32 protein-coding genes are annotated in these 25916 nt (G+C 42.3%); 13 read left to right on the forward strand and 19 right to left on the reverse strand.

Annotation, left to right across the window (positions count from 1 at the left end; translation table 11 throughout):
- Positions 1 to 134: 134 nt before the first annotated feature.
- From AUJ82_00965 to AUJ82_00980, 4 genes are all read right to left on the reverse strand, one after another.
- Complete coding sequence (locus tag AUJ82_00965; protein OIO60794.1) at positions 135 to 1166, reverse strand: dihydrouridine synthase; 1032 nt, start codon at positions 1164 to 1166, stop codon at positions 135 to 137.
- A 62-nt stretch (positions 1167 to 1228) separates the two neighbouring features.
- The gene (locus AUJ82_00970) at positions 1229 to 1663 is read right to left on the reverse strand and encodes a hypothetical protein (protein OIO60582.1); all 435 of its coding nucleotides are present in this window, start codon (positions 1661 to 1663) and stop codon (positions 1229 to 1231) included.
- Positions 1664 to 1728: 65 nt separating this feature from the next.
- Positions 1729 to 3276, reverse strand: coding sequence for a glutamine-hydrolyzing GMP synthase (locus AUJ82_00975; GenBank protein ID OIO60583.1), 1548 nt, complete (start codon positions 3274 to 3276; stop codon positions 1729 to 1731).
- 14 nt (positions 3277 to 3290) lie between these two features.
- On the reverse strand, positions 3291 to 3524 hold the full coding sequence (locus tag AUJ82_00980) for a hypothetical protein (GenBank protein OIO60584.1): 234 nt from the start codon (positions 3522 to 3524) through the stop codon (positions 3291 to 3293).
- A 168-nt stretch (positions 3525 to 3692) separates the two neighbouring features.
- Between AUJ82_00980 and AUJ82_00985 the strand changes: the two genes are divergently transcribed.
- Genes AUJ82_00985 through AUJ82_00995 form a run of 3 tightly spaced genes read left to right on the forward strand, consistent with a single transcriptional unit; the run spans position 3693 to position 5263 of the window.
- On the forward strand, positions 3693 to 4145 hold the full coding sequence (locus tag AUJ82_00985; GenBank protein ID OIO60585.1) for a hypothetical protein: 453 nt from the start codon (positions 3693 to 3695) through the stop codon (positions 4143 to 4145).
- A gap of 17 nt (positions 4146 to 4162) precedes the next feature.
- Positions 4163 to 4996, forward strand: a complete 834-nt coding sequence (locus tag AUJ82_00990) for a hypothetical protein (GenBank protein ID OIO60586.1) — start codon at positions 4163 to 4165, stop codon at positions 4994 to 4996.
- Between the two features lie 15 nt (positions 4997 to 5011).
- The gene (locus AUJ82_00995) at positions 5012 to 5263 is read left to right on the forward strand and encodes a hypothetical protein (GenBank protein OIO60587.1); all 252 of its coding nucleotides are present in this window, start codon (positions 5012 to 5014) and stop codon (positions 5261 to 5263) included.
- A 62-nt stretch (positions 5264 to 5325) separates the two neighbouring features.
- On the opposite strand, the gene AUJ82_01000 is transcribed toward AUJ82_00995, so the two are convergent.
- On the reverse strand, positions 5326 to 6111 hold the full coding sequence (locus tag AUJ82_01000; GenBank protein OIO60588.1) for a hypothetical protein: 786 nt from the start codon (positions 6109 to 6111) through the stop codon (positions 5326 to 5328).
- Positions 6108 to 6914, reverse strand: coding sequence for a hypothetical protein (locus AUJ82_01005; protein OIO60589.1), 807 nt, complete (start codon positions 6912 to 6914; stop codon positions 6108 to 6110). Before AUJ82_01005 ends, AUJ82_01000 begins: the two co-directional genes overlap by 4 nt.
- A gap of 279 nt (positions 6915 to 7193) precedes the next feature.
- Here AUJ82_01005 and AUJ82_01010 point away from each other — a divergent pair, with 279 nt between their 5' ends.
- Genes AUJ82_01010 through AUJ82_01020 form a run of 3 tightly spaced genes read left to right on the forward strand, consistent with a single transcriptional unit; the run spans position 7194 to position 9476 of the window.
- Positions 7194 to 7880, forward strand: a complete 687-nt coding sequence (locus AUJ82_01010; protein OIO60590.1) for a hypothetical protein — start codon at positions 7194 to 7196, stop codon at positions 7878 to 7880.
- A 1-nt stretch (position 7881) separates the two neighbouring features.
- Positions 7882 to 8577: a hypothetical protein gene (locus AUJ82_01015; protein ID OIO60591.1), complete on the forward strand. Its 696-nt coding sequence runs from the start codon at positions 7882 to 7884 to the stop codon at positions 8575 to 8577.
- A gap of 2 nt (positions 8578 to 8579) precedes the next feature.
- Positions 8580 to 9476, forward strand: a complete 897-nt coding sequence (locus AUJ82_01020) for a hypothetical protein (GenBank protein OIO60592.1) — start codon at positions 8580 to 8582, stop codon at positions 9474 to 9476.
- A gap of 33 nt (positions 9477 to 9509) precedes the next feature.
- On the opposite strand, the gene AUJ82_01025 is transcribed toward AUJ82_01020, so the two are convergent.
- Positions 9510 to 10070 (reverse strand): hypothetical protein, encoded by a 561-nt coding sequence (locus tag AUJ82_01025; GenBank protein ID OIO60593.1) that lies wholly within the window; start codon positions 10068 to 10070, stop codon positions 9510 to 9512.
- An 84-nt stretch (positions 10071 to 10154) separates the two neighbouring features.
- The gene (locus AUJ82_01030; GenBank protein ID OIO60594.1) at positions 10155 to 10718 is read right to left on the reverse strand and encodes a hypothetical protein; all 564 of its coding nucleotides are present in this window, start codon (positions 10716 to 10718) and stop codon (positions 10155 to 10157) included.
- Positions 10719 to 10893: 175 nt separating this feature from the next.
- On the opposite strand from AUJ82_01030, the gene AUJ82_01035 reads away from it, so the two are divergent.
- The 3 genes from AUJ82_01035 to AUJ82_01045 are packed head-to-tail and all read left to right on the forward strand — an operon-like array spanning position 10894 to position 13065.
- Complete coding sequence (locus AUJ82_01035; protein OIO60595.1) at positions 10894 to 11706, forward strand: hypothetical protein; 813 nt, start codon at positions 10894 to 10896, stop codon at positions 11704 to 11706.
- On the forward strand, positions 11699 to 12352 hold the full coding sequence (locus AUJ82_01040) for a glutamine ABC transporter permease (GenBank protein OIO60596.1): 654 nt from the start codon (positions 11699 to 11701) through the stop codon (positions 12350 to 12352). The genes AUJ82_01035 and AUJ82_01040 overlap by 8 nt, the downstream gene beginning before the upstream one ends.
- Positions 12349 to 13065, forward strand: a complete 717-nt coding sequence (locus AUJ82_01045; GenBank protein OIO60597.1) for a peptide ABC transporter ATP-binding protein — start codon at positions 12349 to 12351, stop codon at positions 13063 to 13065. Before AUJ82_01040 ends, AUJ82_01045 begins: the two co-directional genes overlap by 4 nt.
- A gap of 11 nt (positions 13066 to 13076) precedes the next feature.
- Here the strand turns inward: AUJ82_01045 and AUJ82_01050 are convergent, their stop codons facing one another.
- Positions 13077 to 13556 (reverse strand): hypothetical protein, encoded by a 480-nt coding sequence (locus tag AUJ82_01050; GenBank protein OIO60598.1) that lies wholly within the window; start codon positions 13554 to 13556, stop codon positions 13077 to 13079.
- Positions 13557 to 13726: 170 nt separating this feature from the next.
- On the opposite strand from AUJ82_01050, the gene AUJ82_01055 reads away from it, so the two are divergent.
- Both AUJ82_01055 and AUJ82_01060 read left to right on the forward strand, forming a co-directional pair.
- Positions 13727 to 14164, forward strand: a complete 438-nt coding sequence (locus AUJ82_01055) for a hypothetical protein (protein ID OIO60599.1) — start codon at positions 13727 to 13729, stop codon at positions 14162 to 14164.
- Positions 14165 to 14412: 248 nt separating this feature from the next.
- Positions 14413 to 15219, forward strand: coding sequence for a hypothetical protein (locus tag AUJ82_01060; GenBank protein ID OIO60600.1), 807 nt, complete (start codon positions 14413 to 14415; stop codon positions 15217 to 15219).
- A gap of 81 nt (positions 15220 to 15300) precedes the next feature.
- Here AUJ82_01060 and AUJ82_01065 read toward each other — a convergent pair whose 3' ends face one another.
- The 9 genes from AUJ82_01065 to AUJ82_01105 all read right to left on the reverse strand — a co-directional run bounded on the left by AUJ82_01065 (position 15301) and on the right by AUJ82_01105 (position 22929).
- Positions 15301 to 15705, reverse strand: coding sequence for a 30S ribosomal protein S9 (locus AUJ82_01065; protein OIO60601.1), 405 nt, complete (start codon positions 15703 to 15705; stop codon positions 15301 to 15303).
- A 9-nt stretch (positions 15706 to 15714) separates the two neighbouring features.
- Positions 15715 to 16143, reverse strand: coding sequence for a 50S ribosomal protein L13 (locus tag AUJ82_01070; protein ID OIO60602.1), 429 nt, complete (start codon positions 16141 to 16143; stop codon positions 15715 to 15717).
- A 170-nt stretch (positions 16144 to 16313) separates the two neighbouring features.
- Positions 16314 to 17192: a hypothetical protein gene (locus AUJ82_01075; GenBank protein ID OIO60603.1), complete on the reverse strand. Its 879-nt coding sequence runs from the start codon at positions 17190 to 17192 to the stop codon at positions 16314 to 16316.
- A 181-nt stretch (positions 17193 to 17373) separates the two neighbouring features.
- Positions 17374 to 18207: a hypothetical protein gene (locus AUJ82_01080; protein OIO60604.1), complete on the reverse strand. Its 834-nt coding sequence runs from the start codon at positions 18205 to 18207 to the stop codon at positions 17374 to 17376.
- A gap of 81 nt (positions 18208 to 18288) precedes the next feature.
- Complete coding sequence (locus tag AUJ82_01085) at positions 18289 to 18945, reverse strand: ribulose-phosphate 3-epimerase (GenBank protein ID OIO60605.1); 657 nt, start codon at positions 18943 to 18945, stop codon at positions 18289 to 18291.
- A gap of 20 nt (positions 18946 to 18965) precedes the next feature.
- A complete protein-coding gene (locus AUJ82_01090; protein OIO60606.1) occupies positions 18966 to 19475 on the reverse strand; it encodes a hypothetical protein in 510 nt (169 codons plus the stop codon).
- The gene (locus tag AUJ82_01095; protein ID OIO60607.1) at positions 19472 to 20776 is read right to left on the reverse strand and encodes a hypothetical protein; all 1305 of its coding nucleotides are present in this window, start codon (positions 20774 to 20776) and stop codon (positions 19472 to 19474) included. The genes AUJ82_01090 and AUJ82_01095 overlap by 4 nt, the downstream gene beginning before the upstream one ends.
- Before the next feature lie 7 nt (positions 20777 to 20783).
- Entirely contained in the window at positions 20784 to 21782 is a 999-nt protein-coding gene (locus tag AUJ82_01100; GenBank protein ID OIO60608.1) for a 3-oxoacyl-ACP synthase, read from the reverse strand.
- Between the two features lie 61 nt (positions 21783 to 21843).
- Positions 21844 to 22929: a phosphate acyltransferase PlsX gene (locus AUJ82_01105; protein ID OIO60609.1), complete on the reverse strand. Its 1086-nt coding sequence runs from the start codon at positions 22927 to 22929 to the stop codon at positions 21844 to 21846.
- A gap of 437 nt (positions 22930 to 23366) precedes the next feature.
- Between AUJ82_01105 and AUJ82_01110 the strand changes: the two genes are divergently transcribed.
- Both AUJ82_01110 and AUJ82_01115 read left to right on the forward strand, forming a co-directional pair.
- On the forward strand, positions 23367 to 23924 hold the full coding sequence (locus AUJ82_01110) for a hypothetical protein (protein ID OIO60610.1): 558 nt from the start codon (positions 23367 to 23369) through the stop codon (positions 23922 to 23924).
- 74 nt (positions 23925 to 23998) lie between these two features.
- On the forward strand, positions 23999 to 24571 hold the full coding sequence (locus tag AUJ82_01115) for a hypothetical protein (GenBank protein OIO60611.1): 573 nt from the start codon (positions 23999 to 24001) through the stop codon (positions 24569 to 24571).
- An 11-nt stretch (positions 24572 to 24582) separates the two neighbouring features.
- On the opposite strand, the gene AUJ82_01120 is transcribed toward AUJ82_01115, so the two are convergent.
- A complete protein-coding gene (locus AUJ82_01120) occupies positions 24583 to 25764 on the reverse strand; it encodes an aspartate aminotransferase (protein ID OIO60612.1) in 1182 nt (393 codons plus the stop codon).
- Positions 25765 to 25916: the final 152 nt, after the last annotated feature.

Here is a 25916-nt window from a genome sequence, read left to right on the forward strand (position 1 = left end):
ATAACGTAAACTTTACGCTATAATCCTTAACTTAAGCCGTTTTTTAAATTTCCTCAAGTTCGTTAAGGAGAAACAAAATAAACCATTAATAGTAAACAACTTAATAACTAAAAAAAACCACCACAAGCCCCTTCCTACAATCGGCACCCGTCTTCACAATTAGGGCGAGCAACCAGGCCTTCGTACGGCTGTTCCGCGAAATATTTATCGGCGTTTCCGTTATCTAAAAGCAGGGTTTTGCACAAGGAAAAGAGTTCTTCGGCGGATTGTACTCGGCGCATGCTTTTTAAGAAAACGCCTTCAGGGTCTACCCCCTGTCCTACAAAATTCAGGTACTTTTTTAAGTAATTCACGTGGCGTTTCTCAAAGGATTCTCCCATAGAAGTAGCCGTGTGCAGTTTTTTTATATAATCGAAAACATCTCTCAGTTTCGGCCTATAATAGTCTTTTCCAGAAAAATATTCTCGCAACTGTCTAAATATCCAGGGGTTTCTGATACAGGACCGGCCAATCATCACGCCGTGCGCGCCGGTATAATTCAACACCCATTGGGCTTTCTCCACCGAATCTATATTCCCGTTAGCAAGCACGGGGCATTTAACCGTCTCCACCGCTTGCTTGATCAAATCGTAGTTCACGCCTCCGCGGTAAAGCTCTTTGACAGTGCGGCCGTGCACACTTAGTAAATTCACTTCATGTTTGTTAATGAGCTCCAAAAAGCGGCCAAAGTTCTCTGTATGATCAAACCCAGTTCGCATTTTTACGGTAAATAAGCCATCGATTGATTCTCTTAGCGCGCCAAGCAACTGATCCACCTTGTCTATATCTCGCAACAAACCACCACCAACATTTTTCTTATAAACTTTGGGCGCAGGGCAACCCATGTTTAAATCAATTCCGGCCAATGGGTACGATTGTAGCCCTTTTACCGTACGAATCATATGCGGGATATCTTCCCCGATCAGTTGTATAAAAACAGGCCGATCGGTCGGGTTTTTTAAGACACAATCCAGTATAGAGGGTTCTAAGCGCGAGTGTTCGTGGACTCTTAAATACTCCGTAAAAAAATAATCCGGTGCGCCAAAACCACCCACAACCTGCATAAACGGCAAGTTGGTAACGTCTTGCATCGGCGCCAGCGCGCTAATCGGTTTTCCCTTAATCATGCCTTCTGGCAAATCTCTTCCCACAACCTACTCCTTCACCCCTTGATTGGCCTAAGCCCTGTTTAATTAATGAGTTTTTGCAGAACCTCGGTCATGTCATCAACTTCTTGATACACTTTTGAAGCAACATAAATCGGCTTCTGCGCTTGCAAAGCCAATACCATACAGTCACTGGGGCGAGCATCGATCTCGATTACTTTTGTCCCCAGCTCGTTACACATAGAGATAATCAACCGTGCAAAAAAAGTACCTTGATCCATGGCGTTGATCACAACCCGTTCTACATCTACACCCAGTCCTTTAAAAATATAATCAATAAGCTCATGCGTCAATGGGCGCTCATTGTGCACGCCATTAAGCGTTGCCGTTAAGATGTTACCTAATGCAGTATCCACATGTATGACAAAAGTCTTAGAATCATCCCCTAAAAAAACAGCACAACCATTGGATGTCGGCATCACACCCTTTATTGCTACCTCTACGACATCCTTTTTCATATAATTATACTAGCATTTTTACTTCAATAGCAGCAAGCTTTTAACAACGTTGTACAAGTCCTGCCCTACTCCCACTCAATTGTTGCGGGCGGCTTGGAACTAATATCCAGCACAACGCGGTTCACCCCGGCAACTTCATTAATGATACGGGTTGAAATAGCCCCCAAAACATCATGAGGTACTCTCGCCCAGTCTGCTGTCATAGCATCCTGGCTCTCTACTATTCTGAGCGCGATCACGTAATCATAGGTACGCTCATCGCCCATCACGCCAACGGTCTTAATCGGTAAGAATACACAGAAGGATTGCCATACTTTGTCATAATAACCTGTTTTGACCATCTCTTCTTGCAAAATAGCATCCGCTTTGCGCAATATTTCGAGGTATTCTTTTTTGATCTCTCCCATCACGCGAACCGCCAAACCTGGCCCTGGAAATGGGTGGCGCCAAACAACTTCATGCGGCAACCCTAACGCTTCACCCAATGCACGCACTTCGTCTTTAAACAACTCACGTAGCGGCTCGAGCAACTTCAACTTCATGTTCTCAGGAAGGCCGCCTACATTATGATGGCTTTTGATCATCGAGGCCGGGTTACCCGCAATCGGTACACTCTCGATAATATCTGGGTACAGGGTACCTTGAGCTAAAAAGTCTACGTCTCCAACACTTTCTACGGCTTTATCAAACACTTCTATAAAGACGCGGCCTATGATCTTTCGCTTTTGCTCAGGATCTGTCACCCCTGCCAACGCGCCTAAAAAATGATCCGAGGCATCAACTACTCTTAAATCCACATGAAAATGATCACCGTAAAGCTTTTCGACTAACGCACGTTCCTTCTGGCGCAATAAGCCGTTGTCCACAAATACGCAGGTTAACTGCTTGCCGATCGCCCTATGAATAAGAGCTGCGGCTACAGAGGAATCTACCCCACCGCTCAAGCCGAGAATGACGTGTTTATCACCCACTTGCTTTTTAATTTCTTCAATCGAGTGGTCAATAATCTCCTTCATCACCCAATCTCCCGTGCAACCACAGATCGTGAAGAGGAAGTTTTTAATAATCTCTAAACCGCGCTCCGAATGAGCCACTTCCGGGTGAAACTGCAGACCATAGAAACGGCGTTTGCTGTCTTCTATCACCGCAAATTCAGAATTCTCGGTACTGGCCAAGCGCTTAAACCCTTCGGGCAACTGCGTTATATGGTCACCATGGGAATTCCAAACACGCAAGGAACCAAACTCTTCCAAATGGTGTAAAAGCTCCCCGCCCTGGAAGATCTTCATACGGCCGTGCCCGTACTCACGCGCCTCAGAGCACTCTACTCTTCCACCGAGCATAATTCCCATCAATTGCAGACCATAACAAATGCCCATCACGGGTACGCCGAGCTCAAAGATGCCCTTATCTGGCCTCGGGGAATCTGTTTCTAAAACACTTCTTGGCCCACCGGAAAGAATAATCCCTTTCAAATTCGGCTCGCTCTTGAGCACATCAACGGGCGTATCAAACGGCAGCACTTTAGAATAAACCTGGCATTCCCGTATCCTACGCGCGATCACTTGCGTGTATTGAGAGCCAAAATCCAGTATTATAATTGTTTCAGACATATATTATTTTTTTATTAAAATTTCAAACGCACGTTATCGAAGCCACAATCCGGGCATTCCCCCATTTCCGCTCCTGCTTTTTTAGAATAAACGCGCCCACACTTCACACAATGAAAAACCGTCACATTCCGCTCCGCCTCATACTCCGCCTTATCCCGAAAGTCATAATACACCCACAAAGCAAAAATACCCACCATGCCTATCCCCAAGTAGATTAACGCTAAAAACTGTATCGGTACCGAGAACATCCTGCATCAGTAAATAAGCATGCCATAATAGCCGTTCACCCCCTCCCAAATCAACGCAAAACTATAGAGAAATTGCAGGCAAGCAAGGAGGCGGTACCTAACATAAAATCACCCCTATCTTTGCGATTTAGAGGGTATGGGGTTAACTTAGGGTAAGGAGGTTTTTGAATGAAGAATCAACAAGTAATTAAAACGAGTATAAAAACACTTGCAATCCTACTGTTTCTATCGTTTTTGCCGGCTTCCTCCATCATAGCGAACAATTATTTATCAAATACAGAGTATATAATCGCAAAAGCAAAAACTGCTAAACCCAAGAAGCATTCTTACAAAACACCTAAACGCTCCTATAAGAAAAAACCCAAAAAAAGCACTCCAAAATCTCCAAAGTCCTCCCATCGAAAGCAAAAAGCATACCTTTCAACAGAACAACAGAAAGCCAAAAAATCTATCCAAAATTCTGTCTATTACGAAAAGCATAAAAAAACTAAAAGTAACCATGTTCCTTCAGACAAAGTAGACAGCATGCGCCAAAAGGCACAATCCGCCTACCCGAACGATTATGTAAAACAAAAGGAAATGTATAAAAGGGAGCTAAAAGAATACAAGAAGCAACATTAATACAGAATTCAAAAAGCATGAAAAACATTTTTCAGATCTTGCTATTTAACCTTCTGCTTTTATTAAGTACAAGTAACTGCAGCGAAGGCTCGTCAAGAATCGGGTTTGACGGCAACTTCGTTAACGAGAATGATGAAGTTTACAAAGTTCTACACTCCAATATCAAACGTGAAATTAGTGCGAATTCTCCTGATTATGTCTCCTATGTCAACAAACTAGTCAATTTCTGCACACGAAATTGGCCAAAAGATTATACGAGGCAGCTAGACGTTTTTAGTACCGAAATTGCTCTATACAAACAAACAAAGCAAAAAAGTTGGTACATCATGCATGGGTACCCCAAAGGCCTTAATACATACAAATTCTCAAAAATAATGAAATTAGCAGCAGAAGAGTATCCTGAAAGCTGGTCTCTACAGAGACTTTTTATTATCCAGAGCACAAAAATGCTACTGGAGGATATAATTTTTTATAACGCCTGCTTAGTGGCATTAAAAAATGCCGGCATGAATATTCCAAAAAATATAGCACCCAAGAGAGTTATACCCATGCAATTTCCATTAAAGGAATCTATCGAATACACCAAAATAGACGGACTCGAATATATTTGGATAGCAAAAACGCTAGAAAGTAAAATAGAGATTGGTGAAAACGATATAAAAATTCTTGAATTAAAAATAAGAGGTTACTGTCTTCCTTTAGTCAATGATGACCTAGGCTCAGTCACAGAACTCGCAATAAATATCACTGATAAAGATTACATAAACGTTTTTAAACAAACGATTGTAAATGCCACTCTGGAAGAGGTTGAAAAAATAAAACAAACCTATAGAGCATACAACTTCTGGTAAAAAATCATCCTAAACATGCCACTCCTCCTACTCACCATCCTACTCACGCCGTTTTCAACCCTTACCGCCTATCCGGCAACGAAAACGACCACCAGCAACTCCATTTACACAGATGGTGCCACCACGCAAAAAGTCATTGATAGTCGAAAAGCATCCAGCGATCCGTACTACTACAATCCTCAAAACCTCATTCGCAAAGCCAAAAAACAAAAACCGCAAACCGATACCTTCATGCATTGGTTTTGCATCGTCCAAAATTTGCTTTAGCTTCTCATTGCTCAGACATGCTAGGCTTGTTGAGATTTGACTATACAGTTTAGTTCTTTGCATTACGGTAGCCTGCTAATTACGTTATCTACAACGAATTGATAAGCTTCTTCGAAATCCCAATGCAATTTCGACGGCAATAGCAGGCTCATATCTACATGAAAGTCCCGATTATCTTTCTTCTGCTCAAGATTTTTTATAAATTCTTCTCGTGAGATTTTCATGCCGTTATAAGTGCAATACTTAGCAAAAATATCAAAAACTTGATTTAAGTTAATCAATTCGTTGGTTGTCACATACCATATATCAAATAAATCTCGTCCTTTGCGGCGCTGATACAGAGCTCGCAATTTAGTTGCCATCAGCTCATCCATTTCATAAGTAGTGATATCAGCAGTCCCTTTGAACCAAGCTGAATCCATAGAGAAAGGCACTGTTTTTAAAGGCAATACCTGAAAGTGCTCTGTTGTATTGATCTCAATTTTTAGTTTTGATGCAGATCTGTTTATGGATTCATATTTGTAAATCAACTTTGCGCTTCTTTGAGTAATTTTCCATTTCGGATCGCCTAACCATGGTTTGAGTACCTCACGAATCGCATTAATTGTTTGACCGATTGGGTCAGCGTTTTTCTGCACGAAATCAATATCTTCACTATACCTGGACGGAGGATTAATAAACAGTTTGTTTAGTGCTGTACCGCCACGGAAAACTAAAGCGTCTTTGATATGTGGATCGTTGTACAAATCTACTAACGCTCTACTGATAATGAGATCTTGTTCAATTTGTGCTGGTGTTTGCCATTTAACATGATTAGACCAGTTTTGTATAAAAATATTTGGGATCATAAATCGCTCTCAATTTCAGTATTTTCTATTATTTTCCATCTTTTGGACCTCGGGTAACCCATTTTTTCTATTTCAGAAGCGATGGGTATGTAATATTTCATTTTTCCGTTTAAAAAAGCTTCTAAGGCTTCCATTATCTCAGCTTTTTTATTTTCATCCATGACATCAATCTTCTCTAAAATATAACCAATACGTTGTAGTTGGTATCTAGCATTGATCTTTTCGGCAAGCTCTATCAGTTTACCCGGATCTATGGCTTCGGCTAATTCAGAAAAAACGGTTGCTATGTGGTTAAGCCCACCCGCATGAGAGGGGTAATTGAGTAAGTCGATTGCAGTGAGTTCAGGTGATGCAACTTTAAGATAGCCAGTATCAACAACGAAATCTTTAGTTGGGAGTCCAGATATTGACTTTTTGTAAATAAACTCTATTTCAACATCACCAAAAACCAAATTACCGTTCATCCTTTTATTCAACATGACTTGAAACCTAGCTGGCTTTTGATGAGTCGCACCATAAAATAAACCCGCTGATAACACGGCAACATAATAAGCGGTATTTAAATGCTTCATGAGTATCGGAATAAGTTGTTCTGCTGGTATACAACCGTATGTTTGATATTCAGGAGGCACGATGACATAAAAACCTTTAGCGGGTGAGACAAGGTCACCACTTTGAATAAGGCGATATAAAGCCACCCGGGCATAATTGCGAGATACTTTGAATTCCTCCAAAATCTCTTCAATAGTGAAGGCTCGTTTCCCATATTTCCTGAGCTGTTTTATATAAGATTGTAGATTCATATGATTGTCATGCTTCCAAAATTACAAATAGTGTAATTATAAGAACATGATACATCTATTTTTAGGTGGGCGCGAGCAAAACATTTGATTTTTTGCGCCAGCATGATTGTATAATTACAAATAGTGTAATTATAGCCACATACCAACCTAAAAAATACGTGTAACCGGAAACTATAGAGAAATTGCAGACAAGCAGGGAGGCGGTACCTAACCTAAAATCACCCCCATCTTTGCGATTTATAGGGTATGGGGTTAGGTTAGGGGTAAGGAGGTTTTTGAATGGCAATACAGGAAATACTTATATCTGTTGTAGCAATAGTTATTGGAGCAGGCGTAATCTTTATAGTAAAAGCGATAAAAAAACATTTCTCTTCCGAACTAATGGCAGAAGGCTACAACAGCCAATTTTCGCTTATTGATAAAGAACTAAGAGAGTTTGTTAAAATTCACAAACCAAATTTTACCTTCAAAGAGTTCGCTAATCATATCAGAAACAACACAAAGGGCTATTTTGTTTGCCTAGCTGTATATAAAAAATTTCCTGATCGAAATTTGATTCTCGAAAGCCTAAAAGAGCGCACAATCCAGGAAGAACTCGTAAATAACTCTGATTTAAAATTTTTCACGCAAGCAACCTCAGGTAATTTCGGAAAATATTACAATTTTCTATCATTATTAGGAGACTCCTACTTTAAACTTTTAGAAGAGATAGACAGTTACAGTGGTTATTTTAATGCCGCAAAAAAGAAAACGCTCATCAAGCAAACTCTATTTTGTGATCACCAAAACTACCTTCTATACCTCTATCTCTGCTTATTAGTCGATAAAGATAAATACCACCGCTACCGCACCCTACTCTCTAAATACGGCCAACTAAATGAGATATGGCAAGCCGCAGAAGCTGTTGCCAATCAATCTATCGATAAAGAATGGCAGTTAATCCAAAAGCAAATTAACCAAGGCTAAAGTGTATAAATTAATACATATTTCAAATACTCTTATATTAATTTTTGTCATGCTAGCGCCCCTTACCCTCCTTGGCAAAACATCCTCTTCCGAGCAGCAAAAAGCAAAAAGATCTATAGAAAATTCAATTTATTATGAAAAAAACAAAAATACCAAAATCGATAAAGTCCCTCCTCATGTTATTGACATACTTCACAACAGAGCGTTGGCTAAATATCCTGGTAATTATGTTAAGCAAGGAGAAATGTATAAAAGAGAATTGGCTCAATATAAGAACCAAGCTTTAAAATCCAACAAAACTCATCGCAAAAAAAACCTTACTAGAAAGCCCCCAACTTCCGAAACGGCGATAGACTATCGCAAAATATATAAAAAACGAATAGAAGCAGCGGAAAAGAACAAGTTGGGGCATGATGCAAATACTGCTAGAAGACAAGCTAGTAAAAACTTTTGGTATGAGAAACAGACATTAATGAGGCAAGAGGCACAAAGAAAATCACAATATCAAAATTCAGTAATGTCGGAAAATGATATTCGGCAACTGCGTAAAAAACGGCTGGAAGAAGCAAGCAAGGGTAAACTCGGCAACGAAGCATTTTTGGCTCGAAAATATGCAGATGAAGAATTCGAAAAAGAAAGAAAGCTTATTTTAAAGCGAAACAAACAAATAAAGAATAATCAAAAAATTTCAAAATAAATATGCGAGCTTCATTCATCAATACATCTCTACTCCTCGCCACCCTCTTCCTCATTTCTCCCTTAGCTGCTGGCACTACAACGACCACAAACAACTCCATTTACGCCTCTGACACCACCACGCAAAAGGTTATTGATAGTCGAAAAGCATCAAACGACTCCTACTATCAAGGCCTACAAAGCATCACTCGCGAAGCACAAAAGGCTAGACCGAGAAGCGACCCCGATTACATAGAGCCAAAATACCTTAAAGATCTCATTAAGTACGCACAAAGAAACTGGCCGGGTAACTACCAAATGCAATACAGCTTTCTCAGCGCCGAACTCTCCTACTACAAAGAAACAAAACAAAAAAGTTGGTACGTCTATCATGATCCCCCTCGCGGAATAAGTACTCAAAAATACGATTCCATGAAAAAAATCGCCTACGAGTCTGCTCCTCGAAATTGGCCGGAGCAACGGTACCAAATCACCACTCAGGTAATCGCATACCTGAATAATGCTTTTCTCTTTGGCTCTTGTCTTGATGCTTTAAGTAACGCAAATGCCATCATTGTAGACGCAAACAGCAATGCCAATTATATCGTCGCTAAACTCCCCATCAACGGCGAAACAACCGCAGTTAAAATCCAGGGGGAAGACTTTTTGTGGACACCTACCCACGTCCAAATAAAAATCAATATTCTTTCAGATGATTTAAAACTGGAGCCTCAACTTATCGGCTACATTGTTCGGGTAAACCCAAAATCAGAACACGATAAAAAGAGAATCCCCAAAACAATGCCTGCCACCAAAAATTACACCGCATTCCTTCAAAATTTTAAAAACGCGCTGATTAACGATATTTCCCTAGAAATAGAAAAACGCAAACAAACCTACAAGGATTACCACTTCTGGTAAAACCGCCAAGTCTCTCGCAAAACAACAGTCTCTCTAATCAAACAACTTGTCTAATTGATCACCGTCGAAGACAAAATAGATTCCAGCCAAATCCCATGAATTAAACCATTGCGTGACATGTAGTTGACCATCAGCAACGGCACGGCTGTTAGCAGATTTAAATTTAAGATCGTAATTAATCAATTTATGTATCAACGATGATCGATAATTAATCACGGTATCGTCTATAGTTACTGCTACTTCTTTTGTCTGGTTGTCTCGTGTGCGCACAACAACCATTTTGCCCCCCACGGTTATCTCCCTTAGTATGACGTGCGACTTTAGCGGGCCAACATCTATCCCATGGCGCGGTATCTCCCTTACCGGTACCACCGCCGTAATAATCTCAGGAGGATCTCCCGGCCAAAATGTGTGTGATATTTCAACCTTAACGGTTACATCAACATTTTTAAGTTTATAGGTCGTGTGCGGTTTAGCCCAGTGCACATCAAACCCAAAATCGAATTTACGCACAGCAAAGGCTGCCTGGGCAATTGATAATTGAGCAAGCATTATTAAAACAATCGCAGCGGCTAAGAGGGGTATTTTCTTCATAAGGCAAAAAGAACTGATTACAACTTCATTGTACCTCCGTTTAATTAATCTTACAAACAGATTATTGTATTATCAAATCATACACTAATCAAACAACTTGTCTAATTGATCACCATCGAAGACAAAATAAATTCCGGCCAAATCATGTGAACCAAACCATTGCGTAACATGCAGTTGACCATCAGCAACCCCGCGATCAGATTTAAATTTAAAATCGTAATTAATCAATTTATGTATAAACGACACTTGATACTTAATCGCAGTATCGTCTATAGTTACTACTACTTCCTTTGTCTGGTTGTCTCGTGTGCGCACAACAATCATTGTGCCACCCACCGTTATTTCCTCTAGTATGGAATGCACCTTAAGCGGGCCAACTTCTATCCCACGGCGCGGTATCTCCCTTACCGGTACCACCGTCGTAATAATCACAGCAGGCTCTTCTGGCCAAAATGCGTGTGATATTTTAACCTTAACGGCTACATCAACATTTTTAAGTTTGTAGGTTGTGTGCGGTTTAGCCCAGTGCACATCAAACCCAAAATCGAATTTACGCGCAGCAAAGTCGCCGCTCCGGGTCTGGGCATCTGCCAATTGAACGGCGATCATTAAAATAATCGCTGCAGCAAGAAGGGGGTATTTTTTCATATAAAGCAAAAAGAGTTGATTACAACTTCATTGTACCTCCGTTTAATTAATCTTACAAACAAATTATTATATTATCAAATCATACACTAGAAACTGCTCACAAAATTCAGCACCCCTCTATAAAACCTTATTCTTGACCCATCCCGCTTTCCTTTCTATGGTAAGCTAGTTTATTATGAAAAAGAAAACCACCAGCCTGAAACTCGTTTTTGCTAGCATCACCGTAGCCTGTGTATTGTTCACAGGTTGCGCCAAAGCACCCCAAGAAGCTCAGCGACGTACAATCAAAGCAGGTACTTCTGCAGACTACCCCCCATTTGAATTTATCTCCTATGGAGAATTTCATGGCTTGGATATCGATGTTGCTTATGCTCTTGCTAGAGAATTGGGCTACGAATTAGAAATTAAGGATATAGAGTTCTCTAACCTCATCCAAGCACTCCATAGCAAACGCGTAGACTTTGTTATCTCGAGCATGACGGCTACCGAGCAACGTATGAAAAATGTAGATTTCTCAATTCCATACTACTCGCCCTCCTTTGCCGTTATTAGCAAAAAGGATGCCCCTATAAACACGGAACAAGACCTCATGGGCAAACGTATCGGCGTCCAACTAGGTTCGACTATGGAGCAATACGCCCAACAGCTTTCTAAAGACAATAACGGCCAAATCACCATCGAAAGTAGAAACTTGAATCCACAATTAATTCAAGAGCTCTTGGTTGGCCGTATTGACGGGGTCGTTATAGAAGAAAGCCAAGCCAGTGCTTTCGTTAAAAACACTTACACACTCACCTACGCTCTCCTTCCTAAAAAGGAAGCTGGTTACGCGATCGCTTTCCGAAAAGGTTCCCCGCTGAAGGCTGAATTCGATAAAGCCCTTAAAGAACTCGAGGCCAATGGTAAACTACAGGCTATTATTGAAAAATGGATCAATAAGGACTACGTAGAGCCTAATCCGACATTGGAAAACTTGCCGAATGAGTAGCCTCATCGACATGCTACCGTCCTTCGCCTACATTGTCGGAGGGCTCTGGGTGACCTTGCAGTACACTTTCGTCTCCGTAGCACTGGGGCTGGTATTGGGTGCCCTACTCTCACTGTGTAAAGTCAGTCGGAACAGGTACCTAAATAAATTTGCTGCCTTCTATACTTCCATTTTCAGAGGCACTCCCATGCTCCTCCAGCTGGCAATCGCTTACTACGCCGTCCCAGGCTTAATCGGCTACCAGATTCCTGCTTTCGTAGCTGGGGTAATGGCGTTTTCCCTAAACTCAGCTGCCTATGTCTCTGAGGTCATTCGAGCAGGCATCCAGGCCGTAGACAAGGGTCAAGTAGAGGCCGCTAAAGCGCTAGGGGTTCCTTATAGAGCGATGATGAAGGATATTATCTTCCCCCAAGCCTTTCGTAATATTTTACCGGCCTTGGTCAATGAGCTCGTGGACATGTTAAAGGAATCGGCTATCATCTCTACCATCGGCCAAGCAGACTTAATGAGGCGTGCCCAGGTTGTAGCCGCGGAGCATTACTCCTATTTTATGCCTCTAATGGTCGCAGGCCTGTGTTACTACTTCTCTGTTCTCATCTTAAGCAAGTTCGCTGGTCTCGTAGAAAGGAAGATGAAATTGGCATGATCCAGATTTTAGACCTAGAAAAACACTTTGGCGATTTACACATCCTAAAGGGAGTCAACATAACCATCCCTCAAGGAGAAACGGTTGCCATCATCGGCCCTTCCGGAAGCGGGAAGTCTACCCTTCTGCGTTGTGTCAACTTCATGGAAACACCGACCAGCGGTATCGTTAAAATTGATGGAGAAGTAGTTTCAGAAGCTAACCTCGGCCTAATCCGCCAAAAGGTCGGTATGGTCTTCCAACACTTCTATCTCTTCCCGCATATGACGGTGCTGGAGAACTTAACCTACTCCCCCATAACCGTTCTCAAGCTCTCTAAAATCCATGCCGTAGAACGTGCTACAGAGCTCCTCAAGCGCGTTGGTCTAGAAACCAAAGCGGACGTTTATCCTCATGCCCTTTCGGGCGGCCAAAAGCAACGGGTCGCGATCGCAAGAACGCTTGCCATGGAGCCCGAGGTTATTCTCTTTGATGAGCCCACTTCTGCCCTGGATCCCGAAATGGTCAAAGAGGTTTTAAACGTCATCCAATCCCTTGCCCACACCGGTATCACCATCCTCCTGGTCACTCACGAAATGAATTTCGCGCGTAGGCTGGCCGATCGTATCCTTTTCCTAGATCACGGCGAAGTATTGGAAGATACAGCTCCTGAAACCTTTTTTAAACAGCCCAAAACAGAACGCGCCAAAGCGTTTCTGGAAAAGGTACTGTAATCCAATCCCTCTTAAAACTTTGTAATCACAGTGTTTGGCAAATCGTGCTTCGTTTTCAATAAGTATTTTACTTCAGACAAGCTATAGTCTGCGATAGAGGAAATAACATACCGATCACGATCATTCAAATATTTCACTATGTTATTGCTATTCTTCTCATGCACAAACTGCTCTTGAACGCTTTTGAGGTTTTCCACACCTACTTTCACATGTTCCATCAACTTCTCATTATCCCAATCCTCGTGCATAATCACAGCATGGTTAATAAGCGTCTCGAAGATCTTCCCTTCCGTAGCCAAATGCTCCATCAACTGATCATAGCGCTTGGTTTCAGGCATGGTAGAAACGTTATCCACTTCTCGCATACTTAACAGCGTATATTGCGGCATAACAATCTTCACTTCGTCACTACGTTTCTCACGAATCTCTGCTTTCTGAAACCCTCCGCCAGTATTCTCCTTCAATTTCGTTTTTCTAATAAACACGTTCATACAATCATTAATACAACTAAAACATTTTCCAATCATAACCATCCTCCATGAAAATAAAGCAAATCCACCAAGAATCGTATCATTTATCCACTTAAACTAAAATGCAATAAAAAAGCCATTGACGCTCCGGATAAAAATGTATTTAATCTACACTTAAGTTAAAGAAAACCATGAACTCGCTAAAACGATCAATAATTATCATACTCACATTTGCAAATTGCTTAACAGTCGCAACAGCAGCCCATAGGAACGAAATGCAACCTATCTTGGCTGAGTACACTACCCTAGCGGAAGCCTTTAGAACTGCTAAAACTGATTTCTCAAAGATTAAGGACAAGCGTGGGAGCACGCAGTTGGTAGGCTTTGATCTCTTCTACGTCCCAGCGCCTCATACCCTTAAGCTCATCGCAACAATTAGGGTTAATGTCGAACAGCTCACGAATTTTATAGATCGCCTCAAGCGAATTGACAACGCGGATTTCTCCGTCTTGAAAGAAGACAACAATAAGATTTTGGAAAACGTAATGACTATGAATCAGGAGTATGAAATGTTCCTTCAAGTACTCCAGCGCCCAGATCCCCTGTCCTTTTTGAGACAATCGCTATAATCCGAACGGTAAAGCCTACGTGCATAAAAGCTTTCTTATCCTGAGAATGCTATTCGCATCGCTATGTTTAGAGCCCTTGTATCTCGCCTCGATTAATCGGAAAGCTTTCATGAAGGGGGTTTCCCGCTCATTAATGCCCTAAACCCACTTCCATAAAGCGATTTAGGCTAAATATGTGTTTACTTCTTTAGAAAAAGGAATACAATTGTTCATGCAAAACAAAAATAATACATCAATCATAACAAACCATGTTTAACCTATTCACAAAAAAACCAAAAGAAACTAAACCCAACGATAATACCATTAACGTCACCGAAAATAAACAGGAAAAGCCGGTTAAGAAGAAGGTATTTAGTTTCTTCAAAAAACCAGCTAAAACTGAGGAAAAACGGCTCTCCGAGCGTCGACTAGAGAACATTGAAAGGGTTACTCCGGTTAAAATAGAAGAACTAAAGGATAATTATTCTCTTTCAGTCATGCTTGAAGCCTTGAAGGACCTAGATAATAAACTGGAAGACATCACATTCCTGGATCTTCTGGAGGATCAGTTGTTTTTATTGGAAAAGAATCATCAACACCTATACTTGAGTGCGCTAGAGAAAAAACTCGAATCCATCGTCACCAATATCAAAGATTACAAGCTGCTGGATAAGCACCTAAACATCTACATCAAACTATTATGCGCCAAAGACTTGGACGGAAAAACATCGATAGGTATGCGTATCAAATCTTTAGGCAGTGTTATGTTTCATATGAAAGTATTGGATTTAAGCACGGGTGTTCTTCTTCTTCGCTATGAAATCTCTAACCTCAGCCTATCCGGGAATAGTTTAAGGATTGGTCATACGATCACACAAGCTCAGTATGTTATCGATACACGAAACTACATTGATTTATTAGATCCATCCAAATCAATTCAAAAGAAAGCGTCGTTCCATGATAGCTTCAATGCAACGCTAGATCTGGTTCGTGAGGAACACGAGTACCGCAAAAGCCTCCGCGATTTCAGCTCCCCACAAAATGATAGCCAAAACGAATCAAACTCTGATATTTAAACTAAACGAGTAACCCAACACCAAAAAAAGCCTCTTGCAAAATACAAGAGGCTTTTTCTTTCGTAAAATATAAAAACAATATTAACGCTTAGAAAACTGGAAGCGCTTACGAGCACCCGGTTGACCAGCCTTTTTACGTTCCTTCATGCGAGGGTCACGTGTCATATGGCCTGCTTTTTTAAGCGCGCCACGCAAGGTCTCGTCCATCTTTTCCAAAGCACGAGCAATCCCTAATGCAACCGCACCGGCTTGACCCGTAGGGCCACTACCTTGTACGTCTGCTATGACATCGATTTCCTTCTCCAGTCCAACTGTCTTCAAAGGAGCCGTTGCTACCTTTGAATAACACTCAGTACAAAAATAAGCTTCCAGGTCACGATTGTTAACAAGCAATTTGCCTGTTCCTGGCTTGACGCGTACGCGAGCGATTGCTTCCTTACGACGTCCTGTTCCCCAATAAAATGTATCTTGTTGCTTTGTAGCCATAACTTTAAATTACTTGATTTCTAAAATAGTTGGGTTTTGTGCCTCATGTTGATGCTCCGCACCCGCGTAAATCTTCAATTTCTTGAGCATCTGCCTGGCGAGCTTATTCTTTGGCAACATTCCATTAACGGCATGTTGGATGATCATATCAGGGTGCTTGCGCTGATACTCATCTAAAGTGAGACGATATTCATTACCGCGATATCCCGTAAAGAACATATATTCCTTCTTCTCTTGCTTCTTGCCTGTCAAACGCACTTTGTCTGCGTTGATGACAATTACATAATCTCCGGCATCTACATGCGGTGTGTAGGTTGGCTTATGGCGGCCACGAAGAATATTCGCGATCTGCACAGCCATGCGGCCTAAAATCTGCCCCTCGGCATCAACCACATACCAGTTCTTTTTTTCGTCTTGTTTTGCTAAAGTGGTACTCATAGAAATCTGAAAGAGAAAGTCTCTTTAATTATTAAAAATTTGTCAAATATTTATTTTAGAATAATGAACTATTCTCGAATGACAACTAAAAAAGAAGACCCGCCATCAATTATTTTGGCAGCGGGCCTTTGTCTTCACTTAAAGTAAGTAAATAAACACTTCTTTTTAGCCTAGAACTTTACGTTTACGCTAGCACCCCACCAGAACATGTTCTTGCGGTTGCCCAAAGCATTTGCATTGTAACCACCGGTAAGTGCGCGGGTAGATGCGGAATTAAATCCGTCATTGTTGCCGGCATAACGTGGGCCAACGCTCATTGCTGCGTTTTCGTTCATGTGGTAGGTCAAATCTGCCTTTAATGTCCAGTAGATGTAACCGTTCTTGTGCTTTACTGCACCACCTCTTTGGTCGCCATTGTAAGCGTCAGCGGTCAACCAACCCAAGCTTGCGCCAAAGTCAGCAGAAAAACCGTCGAAACCAAATTCACCTAAGTCATAGCTGTAAGCAATGCTTGGCTGAATCACGAACTGTCTTAGGTCGAAATTATAGAACATATAGATAGACGGGTTCAAAAGAACGTCTGCTGATACGCCTAAATAAATTTCGCGTTGACGGTTTGTGTGGTGGTTAATGAAGGTAGGTGCTGCATTAATCGTGTTTGTTTGCCAGTAGTAAATGAAACCAGCGTCTGCAGTGAACATATCGGTCACTTCATAAGTAACACCGAAATAAGGGTTCACTTCTTTAGCCGCATTGTTTACTGCACTGCCAGCTGGCATTACAGACCAAACACCGGTGTAAAGCTTAGCGCCAAATACTGGGTAACCAAGTTCTACTGTAGGCTGAATGCTTGCTTGAGCGCGCTTTGAACCACGGTAAACGGTTTCTGATTCAAAAGCAACGTTCGCCTTAAGTGATACATCACTCATCAGGGTCTTTGCTGTTGTTTCATTAGTCGTTGTTCCATTAGTTGCCGCTTGATCTTGCGCAAACAAACCACTCGTGCCAACAAGTGCCACTACTGATAATGTTTTTATAATATTTTTCATTTGTATATTCGTCTTTTTAGGTTTTTCTCAAACTTGAGAAATAATAATAGTCACTTCTAAAGTTTGAGAATAACGATTTAACGTTTTTTTGACCTAATTTTCAAGCGGTTTTTAAAAAAGGTTTTTCTGAAAACTGCAATCAGCTTTCCTGCAACAACTTTGGTTCAAAAAAAATTATCGCCTAAAAACCAAACGATACTTGCGCGCCCCACCAAAACAGCTCCGAATGCCTGCTTTGCGAGTTAGCATTAAACTGCGTAGACCCCACAGGCATCAGCCCATCGTTATTAGCAGAGGCTCTCACGCCAACACTCACTTTTGTAAAATCGTTTACTTGGTAGATCAAGTCGAGTTTCATCCCCGCATACGCGTACCCGTTTTTATGTTTTGGTAATCCTGATCGCTGGTTCCCATTATAAGCATCCGCTTGCAAAAGTCCCGCATAGGCGTAAGCACTGATCGATAATCCGTCCGCTATAAACTCCAGCTCCCGGGTGTACATCACACTGGGCTCAATCAAATACTGCCCCAAATCAATATCGTAAAAAAAGTAAATCGCCGGGCTCACAACATAATCAATAATTGCTCCGAAATAGATTTCTCTAGAGCGATTAATTCTGCCGGACGTCCCACTTCTATCCGTATACCAATAATAGGTAAACCCGGCATCCAAGGTCAAATCCACCGGTAGGCTATTCTTGGGCATAAAATACATCACACCAACATAGGGATCCACTTCAGATCTAAAATTCAAGCTGGGTCGGCCAACGGGTTTTTTAACAGTTACCCCGCCATAGAGATCAAAGGGCTGTTCGAAATGGTAGCGGCCTTCAACCGAAGGCATAACAATGCTTTGCGCTAACTTCGCTCCTCTAAAAACATACTCAGACTCATATCCAACTTTCCCGCCCAAACTCAATGCGTTATTAGCATTCACGCTATTCCCCGTCTGGCCGTTTAATCCAATAAACGCCATTAACAAATACAATCCTAGGGGGAAAAAAACTTTCTTCATCAGTAACTATTTTGGGGGAAAATTTCTAAAAAGAAATACCAAATTTATAGACCGTTAGGCAAGCTTTATTCCTAAGGCGTCTTACTTTTCCAAAATGTCAACAAACTGCTTTTTGTCTTCCGCTTTAAAAAAAGCAGTACCGGCAACAAAGGTATCACTGCCTAATTCCTTACAGGTTAAACTCGTCTCAATGTCTATACCCCCATCGACTTCTATCCGATAGGCATAACCATACTGTTCCCGTAATTGATTCAGTTCATCAATCTTCGGTAGTACGTCTTCTCTAAAACTTTGTCCGCCAAACCCGGGTTGCACGGTCATGGCTAACACCAGATCAACGTGCCCAAGAAAGGGGGTTACCGCGCTCACCGCTGTACCGGGGTTCAATGCTATTCCACAGCTACACCCCAATCTTCTTATCCGCGAAAGGGTCTCCATAATCGGGTAATCGGGTTCAACATGTATCGTTATATTATTAGATCCCGCAGTCGCAAAGGCTTCTATATACTTGTCAGGATTATCCAACATCAAATGAGTATCAAAGTATAATTTACTTTCTTTGCGTAACGCACTCACCATCTGTGGCCCAAAGGACAAATTGGGCACAAAGTGTCCGTCCATAATATCTAAATGCAGCCACTCAACGCCACTGGCTTCTACAATCTTTAAACTGTCGAACATCCGCGCATGGTCTCCCGCAAGGATCGATGGGGCTACTCGATTAGGGTACTTACTCATATTAGGGTATATTTAGAGGCTTACCAGGAGGAAATGACAAGATTATTTATCCGCGTTGCTAACTGTCTGGTTAACACCGGCATATTTTGATACTCAGAGGACACCAGGCTATCCCCCACTTGCACTTGTACCGTTGCGGTAACCGGCTTTTCATAAAAATAAATAACGGTTAACAGGTTGTGAGCCAAGGTACACTGCGCCGTCAATTCCAATAAATACGAATTCGCCAAGTAAGTATCTTGATCACTAGTAGATAAAATCGTTCTGCTATAATCCGTTAATACCACTTCCAAAGTCGCATCCGCGGAGGCTTCATCAGATACGATCGTTATATTCCCTTCTTGCTGCAACGCCCTCCTTAATTGATCACTTAAAAGCGCTTGTGCTTGCGGCGCAAAGGATCGATTGATAACCGGCTTCACATAAAGGGTCTGAAACGGCAGGTTCCGCGAAGCATTCCCCAATTGATAATGGGCACACCCCGCGGATAAAAGAGCAACCAATAAAAAGCTCGCTAAAAAAATCCTCATCGAACAGGGCCGTTATTGGCTTTCGAAATCGGTTTGTTTTCTTTTTTAACAGGCTGCTGCTGCGGCAAACTATTTTCTCCGGATGGTGTTGATTCCTCCGGCTTTTTGACTGCTGGAAGATGGGCTTCAGGAATTTCTTGGCCTTCGGGTTCCAATGGATCCATAGGATGGGGAAACTCTTGTCCCATATCCTTTACGCCTTGATATAGCTCAGGATCACCACCAGAAAATACTTCCGTATTATGCTCATCAATCTCCATCTCTTGTAAATAGGTTGGTGTAGACGGCTCTTCATAAGGCCCGAATAGGAAATCTACAACGGTCTTTGGAGGAGGTACCCCGTCTTTAATCAACTCGATGCGCTCCTTTGCGGTCGCCGCTGCCGGAGAATTCGGCTCCACGGTAATCGTCTCGTTATAATAAACCAAAGCCGCCTTCGGGTTATTCCGATAATAATAATAAAAATCACCCAGCTCAAGCTTGCTACGGGCTTCTATATCCCGCATGTGCGCTAACTTGTCTTCTACTTCCTTAACACGCGCATGGTTCGGAAAGAGGATTAAAAAGTCCTCATACGTTGCAATGGCTTCCTTCGTATAACCTTGGTCATAAGATGGCCCGCGTACTAAATCAGCATAAACATCTCCCAAAGTGAGGTACGCATCCGGAGCCAAATCGCTCTTCGGGTAATCGTTAATCAAGCGGTCTAGCGCATCAATACTGTCTTCAGGCTTCTTATGCTCTTGAGCCAAAACTGCTATATTCATCAACGCCATCGGCGCGTATTTACTAAAGGGCGCATTCGTTACAATACTTTCAAAGTACTCGATCGCCGCGTCATAATCGCGAAAACCCGGTATAATTCCCCAGTAATAAGGCCTTCTGCCCTTTTGTAGCAAGCTTGCAATCTCAAACTCTTCTTCAATCACCTGGTTAAACTTCGGGTACTCCGGATAACGGGTAATAATCAATTGAAGTTTCTTAAAGGCTTCCGCAAACTGGTGCCTGTTCTTTAAAATGATACTGCTCTGGTACAAAGCTTCAGGAGCCAATAAAGAGGTACTGTATTCGGTGTAAACTTTTTTGTACAAATTTAACGCAGCAAGGTCATTACCTTTTTCTTGCTCCTCTTTGGCCAAATTCATCGCGTCAAGACCGTGGCGCGCAGTGATCTCCTCACCTAAAAAACGCTCTGTAAGACCTCCTTCAGCCTTCCAACCCGTTTCAGGTGTCCATACGAGATCAGCCAAAAGCGCGTTTGAGCAAATTAAAAAGGAAACTAAAATAATTTTATGTCGCATAATAAACTTAGTGCCATTGTATGAGCGTTGCTCCCCAAGTCAACCCCGCGCCAAAGGACACGAGTAAAACAAGGTCCCCAGATTTAATTCTTTTCGCGGTCACCGCTTCGTCTAAAGCAATAGGGATAGAGGCTGCGGAGGTATTGCCGTAACGATCCAGGTTAATAAAAAATTTTTCCATCGGTATCCCAAATCGCTGAGATAGCGCCATAACAATTCTTAAATTCGCTTGATGCGGAATTAAACACGCAATATCGGAGGGTTCTATATTATAGCGGTCAAGCAACTCTTGCATCGCTTGCTCCAATCGGCGCACCACTACTTTAAATAGCTCTCTGCCATTCATCTTCAGGCAATTCATCCGAGCACTTAAGGTATCTGGCGTAATAGGCTGCGCAGAGCCACCTCCGGGCTGATAGAGTAACTTCAAATACTTGCCGTCTGTCCCCATCATCGTTCCTAAAATACCGACATTCGGTTTATCTGTTTTCCCCAAGACTGCTGCCCCGGCTCCGTCTCCAAACAATACACAGGTAGCACGATCTTCCCAATCCAATATGCCGGACATCTTTTCACTGCCTATAACCAGCACGTGTTTATACTCCCCAGCCAACATCATTTTAGAAGCAACTTCCAGGCAATAGCAAAACCCAGCACACGCACCACTCACATCAAAGGCCGGAATAGCACGTAACCCTAACTTATCCTGCACAATACAAGCAGTGGCGGGAAAGGGGTAATCGGGCGTCATCGTTCCCACAATCACTAAATCAATATCCTTGGGCTCTAATCCCGCATTTAAAATAGCTTTTTTTGCGGCTTCCACGGCCATCGCAGATGTCGTTTCACCTTCTGCCGCAATCCGTCTCTCAGATATTCCCGTCCGCGTAACAATCCACTCGTCCGAGGTGTCCACAAGCTTCTCTAAGTCATGATTGGTCATCACCTTCTCTGGAAGATAAGATCCCACTCCTTTAAAAATGATAGATGGCTCAGTTAAACTCATGACAGGCTTGCGTAATCATTAAATATAAATTTCTAAGAAATATCCCCCCATCGAATCAAATTCACGTAGCAGGATTTTCAGAATCCAATTGAGGTCTCATTAACTGATTAGCAGCTTCTATATCCATTGCAATCTGGTCATCCATCTCATGCTGAAAGAGCGTACAAGCCGCCTTAATCGCATTTTTAATACCCATGCGATTGCTAGAGCCGTGCGCCTTTAACACCATCCCGGTTAACCCCAACAGGGGTACCGCACCATAGCGATCCGGGTCAAATTGGTTCTTAATAGAATAATAGGATCCTCTGAACAATATCGCCGCAATTTTACGCATAAAATTCCTAGACAGCTCTTCCTTAACTGCTTTTTGAGCCGCATGAATCATCGATTCCCAACTCTTCAATAAAACATTGCCCACAAAACCATCACAAACAACAACATCCACTTCATTATTAAACAACTGAAATCCTTCTATAAGGCCTAAATAGTTAATCAAACCATCCAATTGCTTTAATAATTCGTGCGTATTACGCGTCAGCGTAACACCCTTGCCTTCTTCTGTCCCAATCGTCAACAAACCAACTCTTGGTTTATCCACAGAAAACATCGCCCTATAATAGGCATTTCCTAAAACTGCATTATGCGCCATTTGCTCCGCAGTTGGCTCTGGATTAGCACCGCCGTCTATTAAAACAAAATGGCGTTTATCACAACTTGGCACAATGCTTGCCAACGCAGGTCTTTCTACCCCGGAAAGCGTCCTTAGCTTAATCGTCCCGCCGGCCATCAAACTCCCCGTATTGCCACAGCTCAAAACCGCTTGCGCCTTGCCGTCTTTCACCAATTCCAATGCCCGCACCATAGAGGAATCCTTCTTGGCTTTAAGCGCTTGTATCGGCTTGTCATCCATTTCGATAACTTCAGAAGCATGCATCACGGATATCTTCTTTTTGTCGCTGATACCGTACTCTTTCAGTAATGGCTGGATTTGGCTTTCGTTCCCTACTAGAATAACTTCAGGAAGGCGCCTGCCCAGTTCTTTCACCGCTAGCGCAACGCCGGCAATGACTTCCTGGGGACCTAAATCTCCACCCATCACGTCAATAACAAGCTTGTTTAGTTCTCCGCTTGATGATTGTCGCATCATTTCTAAAGCCTCTGGCAAATTGAGCCAATTAAGCTCAAACTTCTATGTCTAATACCTGGCGACCACGATACATCCCGTTATTAGGATTCACATGGTGGGGCTTAAATGCAGTCCCGTCCGTAGGATCACGAGAAACCTCCGGCAACTTGTATTGGTTCTGACTTGAACCACGACGTTTACGGCTTCTCTGTTTCGATTGTTTGCGTTTTGGCTGTCCCATAATAGTAAATTATCTAAAGATAGATTTTATAGTCCTTTTTTTTTCCCAAGTCAAGCAGTGTTTTAAAATAGTCATATTACTTAATTCTTGCTGTCATGCAATGCTTCAATAAAAAATCTATCTCAAAACGCCTCACCACCAACGACTAGCATTCATTCTATCCTGGCTTTAGGATTTTTTTTAAAGATGATGTATATTTAGTAAAAGGAGGAATTGTATGAAAATATTCAAAACGTTTACCCCATGGCTTTTGCTATCCATAATCGCACTACTACCTCATAGGGGTATCGCGCTCGACTTCCAAAAACCAGTCAATGTTACCCATTTATCAACGGATACCCGGATTAATGTACATGTGCATCATCAAGATCTGTACGAGGGTTATCAATCCGAAATCATTTCGATGACCATGATAATCGGGTACACCACGAAATTAGAAACGGAGAGGATTACCATCCTCTCGAAAAAGGTCGAACCAAATGGAATTCCCATACCAGAGCTTTCTGCGAGGCCATTAACCCAGATAAGCTTCATTTCCCTCAAAGGGAGCATAAAATTAAACTATCGCACCTACTGGATGCATTTTTTCCACGGCATTAAGCACTATGAAAAAACGTTACCGATAGACATAAACATGAACGTCACCAGCCAGTCCGGCTCTCCCCGTAAGTTTGATGGAGGCAACTATCACATTATCCTGCACCTCGATCAAGCGAGTGCGATCAAGTGGATAGATATCAATATCACAGAAAAAGAAGTACGCCGACTTCCATAAAGTCACCCATAACTCGATTCAACCATTTACTCAAGAACCACACCCGTATTTTCTAATCCTATATAGTTTTATTTATGAAGACTCTTTTATTACGCTGCCTCCTATTCACTGCCCTGCCTTTAACAATAAGTCTGTCCCAATCTTTTGCGGCAGACTTAAAGGGCGATGCTAAATTCCATATCCACATCCTCAATCAATTCCCGCATAAAGACTTTAACCCAAACACAAATGAACTCAAAATAACATTTACCTACGGAAATGATACCACTCAAAAAATCAGCATTCCGAATGGGTTTAGGCCTAGCGAGGGAGTCCCTTTACCTATAAATGATATTCCGCTAGAGAATATTCGTACGATCTCCATAACGGGTACGGTAAATATACATTACAAAAGAAATTTAAACCCAGGTAATCCTATCGCATGGCTAAGAATGCTCTTCAACACTTACAATGAGTACACCGATACAATCGCTGTTTTGCCTGTCGACCTAACATTCAATGTAGAAAGCCAAACAGGTGACCTAAGAATATTTTATGGCCAATACTATCGGGTAACAGTCCACCTCGAAAAGGGATACCTGATTCAATGGATTGCCATCAACGTGGAGGCAGTCGATATCAATAATAAGCTTAGCAAACTTCATTAATAAAACAAGCCTCACCCTAATCGCTGACAAAAACGCCCAAGTCGCTCTAGCCCCTTGTTAATGATTTCGTTTGATGTCGCATAGCTCAACCGTACATAATCATCCGTACCAAAGGCCATTCCGGGCACAAGCGCCACTTTCTCTTCTTCAAGCAGTTTCGTCGCGAAATCCGTAGAACTCATCCCAAAGGATGCAATCTTGGGAAATAAATAAAAGGCAGCTTCCGCCTCCAAACATTCCACTCCTGGAATACTCCTTAAGCCTTTCAGCATCATAAGGCGTCTTTCGTTAAACACTTTTACCATGCCATCTATGGCTTTTTTGGACTCGGCTTTATTCTCCAATGCCGCCAATGCCCCATACTGCGCAAAGGTCGTCGCGTTCGAGGTCATCTGCCCTTGTATCTTAGCAACCGCTTTTGCAATGCGTTCATTCGCTACCAGCGTGCCTAATCGCCACCCGGTCATCGAAAAGGATTTACTAAACCCACTCACCGTAATAACAAGTTCCGCCATCTCCGCGCTAAAGGATGCAGGGCTGTGGTGCTCCGCTTTTCCATACAACAGGTATTCGTAAATCTCGTCAGACATAATGTACACACCATGTTCCAACGCCACTGCCGCGATCGCCTCAAGCTCTTTTCGCGTATACACCATTCCCGTCGGGTTAGAGGGGCTGTTTAATATAAATAACTTCGTCTTCGGCGTGATCGCTTCTTTAAATTGATCAGGAGTGATCTTGAAATTCGTCTTGTCACTCGTTTCAATAAACACCGCCTTCGCGCCCGCGAATTTCAACATCTCCGGATAACTCACCCAATACGGGGTCGGTATAATCACTTCATCCCCGGCATTACAGGTCGCCAATATCGCCAACAGGCAGGATAACTTCCCCCCGGGGCTCACGACAACTTGCTCCGCTTTTATCGAAAGCTTGTTATCTTCTTTATACTTACTAACCAACGCCGTCCTCAACTCCGGCAAACCGGCCACGTTGATATACTTCGTCTTACCGTCCCGAAGCGCTTTAATACACGCTTCTTTGATAAACTCAGGCGTGTCAAAATCAGGCTCGCCCGGGCCAAAACCACACACGTCTTCCCCTGCAGCAATTAACGCTTTTGCTTTCGCGTCCACTGCCAACGTCGGCGAAGGTGACAACTCTTCTGCAAGTCCAGACAATTCAAGCTTCATAACTCTTTGCATAAAAATACAAATCTATGGCTCAAATATATCCCTTGCGATCAAAAAATGTAGCCTTTTTTATGACCTGCTTTTTGGCTAAGGCTTGCTCCAGTTTAAACCAAACTGACCTCGCCGTAAAACCAGCCAATGCACTAACATAC

Source organism: Verrucomicrobia bacterium CG1_02_43_26, assembly GCA_001872735.1.
Taxonomy (GTDB): Bacteria; Verrucomicrobiota; Verrucomicrobiia; order Opitutales; family CG1-02-43-26; genus CG1-02-43-26.

Coding starts and splice junctions, on each gene's coding strand:
- AUJ82_00965 (OIO60794.1), bottom strand. CDS start 1,166: ATGATTAAGGGAAAACCGATTAGCGCGCTGGCGCCGATGCAAGACGTT.
- AUJ82_00970 (OIO60582.1), bottom strand. CDS start 1,663: ATGAAAAAGGATGTCGTAGAGGTAGCAATAAAGGGTGTGATGCCGACA.
- AUJ82_00975 (OIO60583.1), bottom strand. CDS start 3,276: ATGTCTGAAACAATTATAATACTGGATTTTGGCTCTCAATACACGCAA.
- AUJ82_00980 (OIO60584.1), bottom strand. CDS start 3,524: ATGTTCTCGGTACCGATACAGTTTTTAGCGTTAATCTACTTGGGGATA.
- AUJ82_00985 (OIO60585.1), top strand. CDS start 3,693: ATGAAGAATCAACAAGTAATTAAAACGAGTATAAAAACACTTGCAATC.
- AUJ82_00990 (OIO60586.1), top strand. CDS start 4,163: ATGAAAAACATTTTTCAGATCTTGCTATTTAACCTTCTGCTTTTATTA.
- AUJ82_00995 (OIO60587.1), top strand. CDS start 5,012: ATGCCACTCCTCCTACTCACCATCCTACTCACGCCGTTTTCAACCCTT.
- AUJ82_01000 (OIO60588.1), bottom strand. CDS start 6,111: ATGATCCCAAATATTTTTATACAAAACTGGTCTAATCATGTTAAATGG.
- AUJ82_01005 (OIO60589.1), bottom strand. CDS start 6,914: ATGAATCTACAATCTTATATAAAACAGCTCAGGAAATATGGGAAACGA.
- AUJ82_01010 (OIO60590.1), top strand. CDS start 7,194: ATGGCAATACAGGAAATACTTATATCTGTTGTAGCAATAGTTATTGGA.
- AUJ82_01020 (OIO60592.1), top strand. CDS start 8,580: ATGCGAGCTTCATTCATCAATACATCTCTACTCCTCGCCACCCTCTTC.
- AUJ82_01025 (OIO60593.1), bottom strand. CDS start 10,070: ATGAAGAAAATACCCCTCTTAGCCGCTGCGATTGTTTTAATAATGCTT.
- AUJ82_01030 (OIO60594.1), bottom strand. CDS start 10,718: ATGAAAAAATACCCCCTTCTTGCTGCAGCGATTATTTTAATGATCGCC.
- AUJ82_01035 (OIO60595.1), top strand. CDS start 10,894: ATGAAAAAGAAAACCACCAGCCTGAAACTCGTTTTTGCTAGCATCACC.
- AUJ82_01040 (OIO60596.1), top strand. CDS start 11,699: ATGAGTAGCCTCATCGACATGCTACCGTCCTTCGCCTACATTGTCGGA.
- AUJ82_01045 (OIO60597.1), top strand. CDS start 12,349: ATGATCCAGATTTTAGACCTAGAAAAACACTTTGGCGATTTACACATC.
- AUJ82_01050 (OIO60598.1), bottom strand. CDS start 13,556: ATGAACGTGTTTATTAGAAAAACGAAATTGAAGGAGAATACTGGCGGA.
- AUJ82_01055 (OIO60599.1), top strand. CDS start 13,727: ATGAACTCGCTAAAACGATCAATAATTATCATACTCACATTTGCAAAT.
- AUJ82_01060 (OIO60600.1), top strand. CDS start 14,413: ATGTTTAACCTATTCACAAAAAAACCAAAAGAAACTAAACCCAACGAT.
- AUJ82_01065 (OIO60601.1), bottom strand. CDS start 15,705: ATGGCTACAAAGCAACAAGATACATTTTATTGGGGAACAGGACGTCGT.
- AUJ82_01070 (OIO60602.1), bottom strand. CDS start 16,143: ATGAGTACCACTTTAGCAAAACAAGACGAAAAAAAGAACTGGTATGTG.
- AUJ82_01075 (OIO60603.1), bottom strand. CDS start 17,192: ATGAAAAATATTATAAAAACATTATCAGTAGTGGCACTTGTTGGCACG.
- AUJ82_01080 (OIO60604.1), bottom strand. CDS start 18,207: ATGAAGAAAGTTTTTTTCCCCCTAGGATTGTATTTGTTAATGGCGTTT.
- AUJ82_01085 (OIO60605.1), bottom strand. CDS start 18,945: ATGAGTAAGTACCCTAATCGAGTAGCCCCATCGATCCTTGCGGGAGAC.
- AUJ82_01090 (OIO60606.1), bottom strand. CDS start 19,475: ATGAGGATTTTTTTAGCGAGCTTTTTATTGGTTGCTCTTTTATCCGCG.
- AUJ82_01095 (OIO60607.1), bottom strand. CDS start 20,776: ATGCGACATAAAATTATTTTAGTTTCCTTTTTAATTTGCTCAAACGCG.
- AUJ82_01100 (OIO60608.1), bottom strand. CDS start 21,782: ATGAGTTTAACTGAGCCATCTATCATTTTTAAAGGAGTGGGATCTTAT.
- AUJ82_01105 (OIO60609.1), bottom strand. CDS start 22,929: ATGATGCGACAATCATCAAGCGGAGAACTAAACAAGCTTGTTATTGAC.
- AUJ82_01110 (OIO60610.1), top strand. CDS start 23,367: ATGAAAATATTCAAAACGTTTACCCCATGGCTTTTGCTATCCATAATC.
- AUJ82_01115 (OIO60611.1), top strand. CDS start 23,999: ATGAAGACTCTTTTATTACGCTGCCTCCTATTCACTGCCCTGCCTTTA.
- AUJ82_01120 (OIO60612.1), bottom strand. CDS start 25,764: ATGAAGCTTGAATTGTCTGGACTTGCAGAAGAGTTGTCACCTTCGCCG.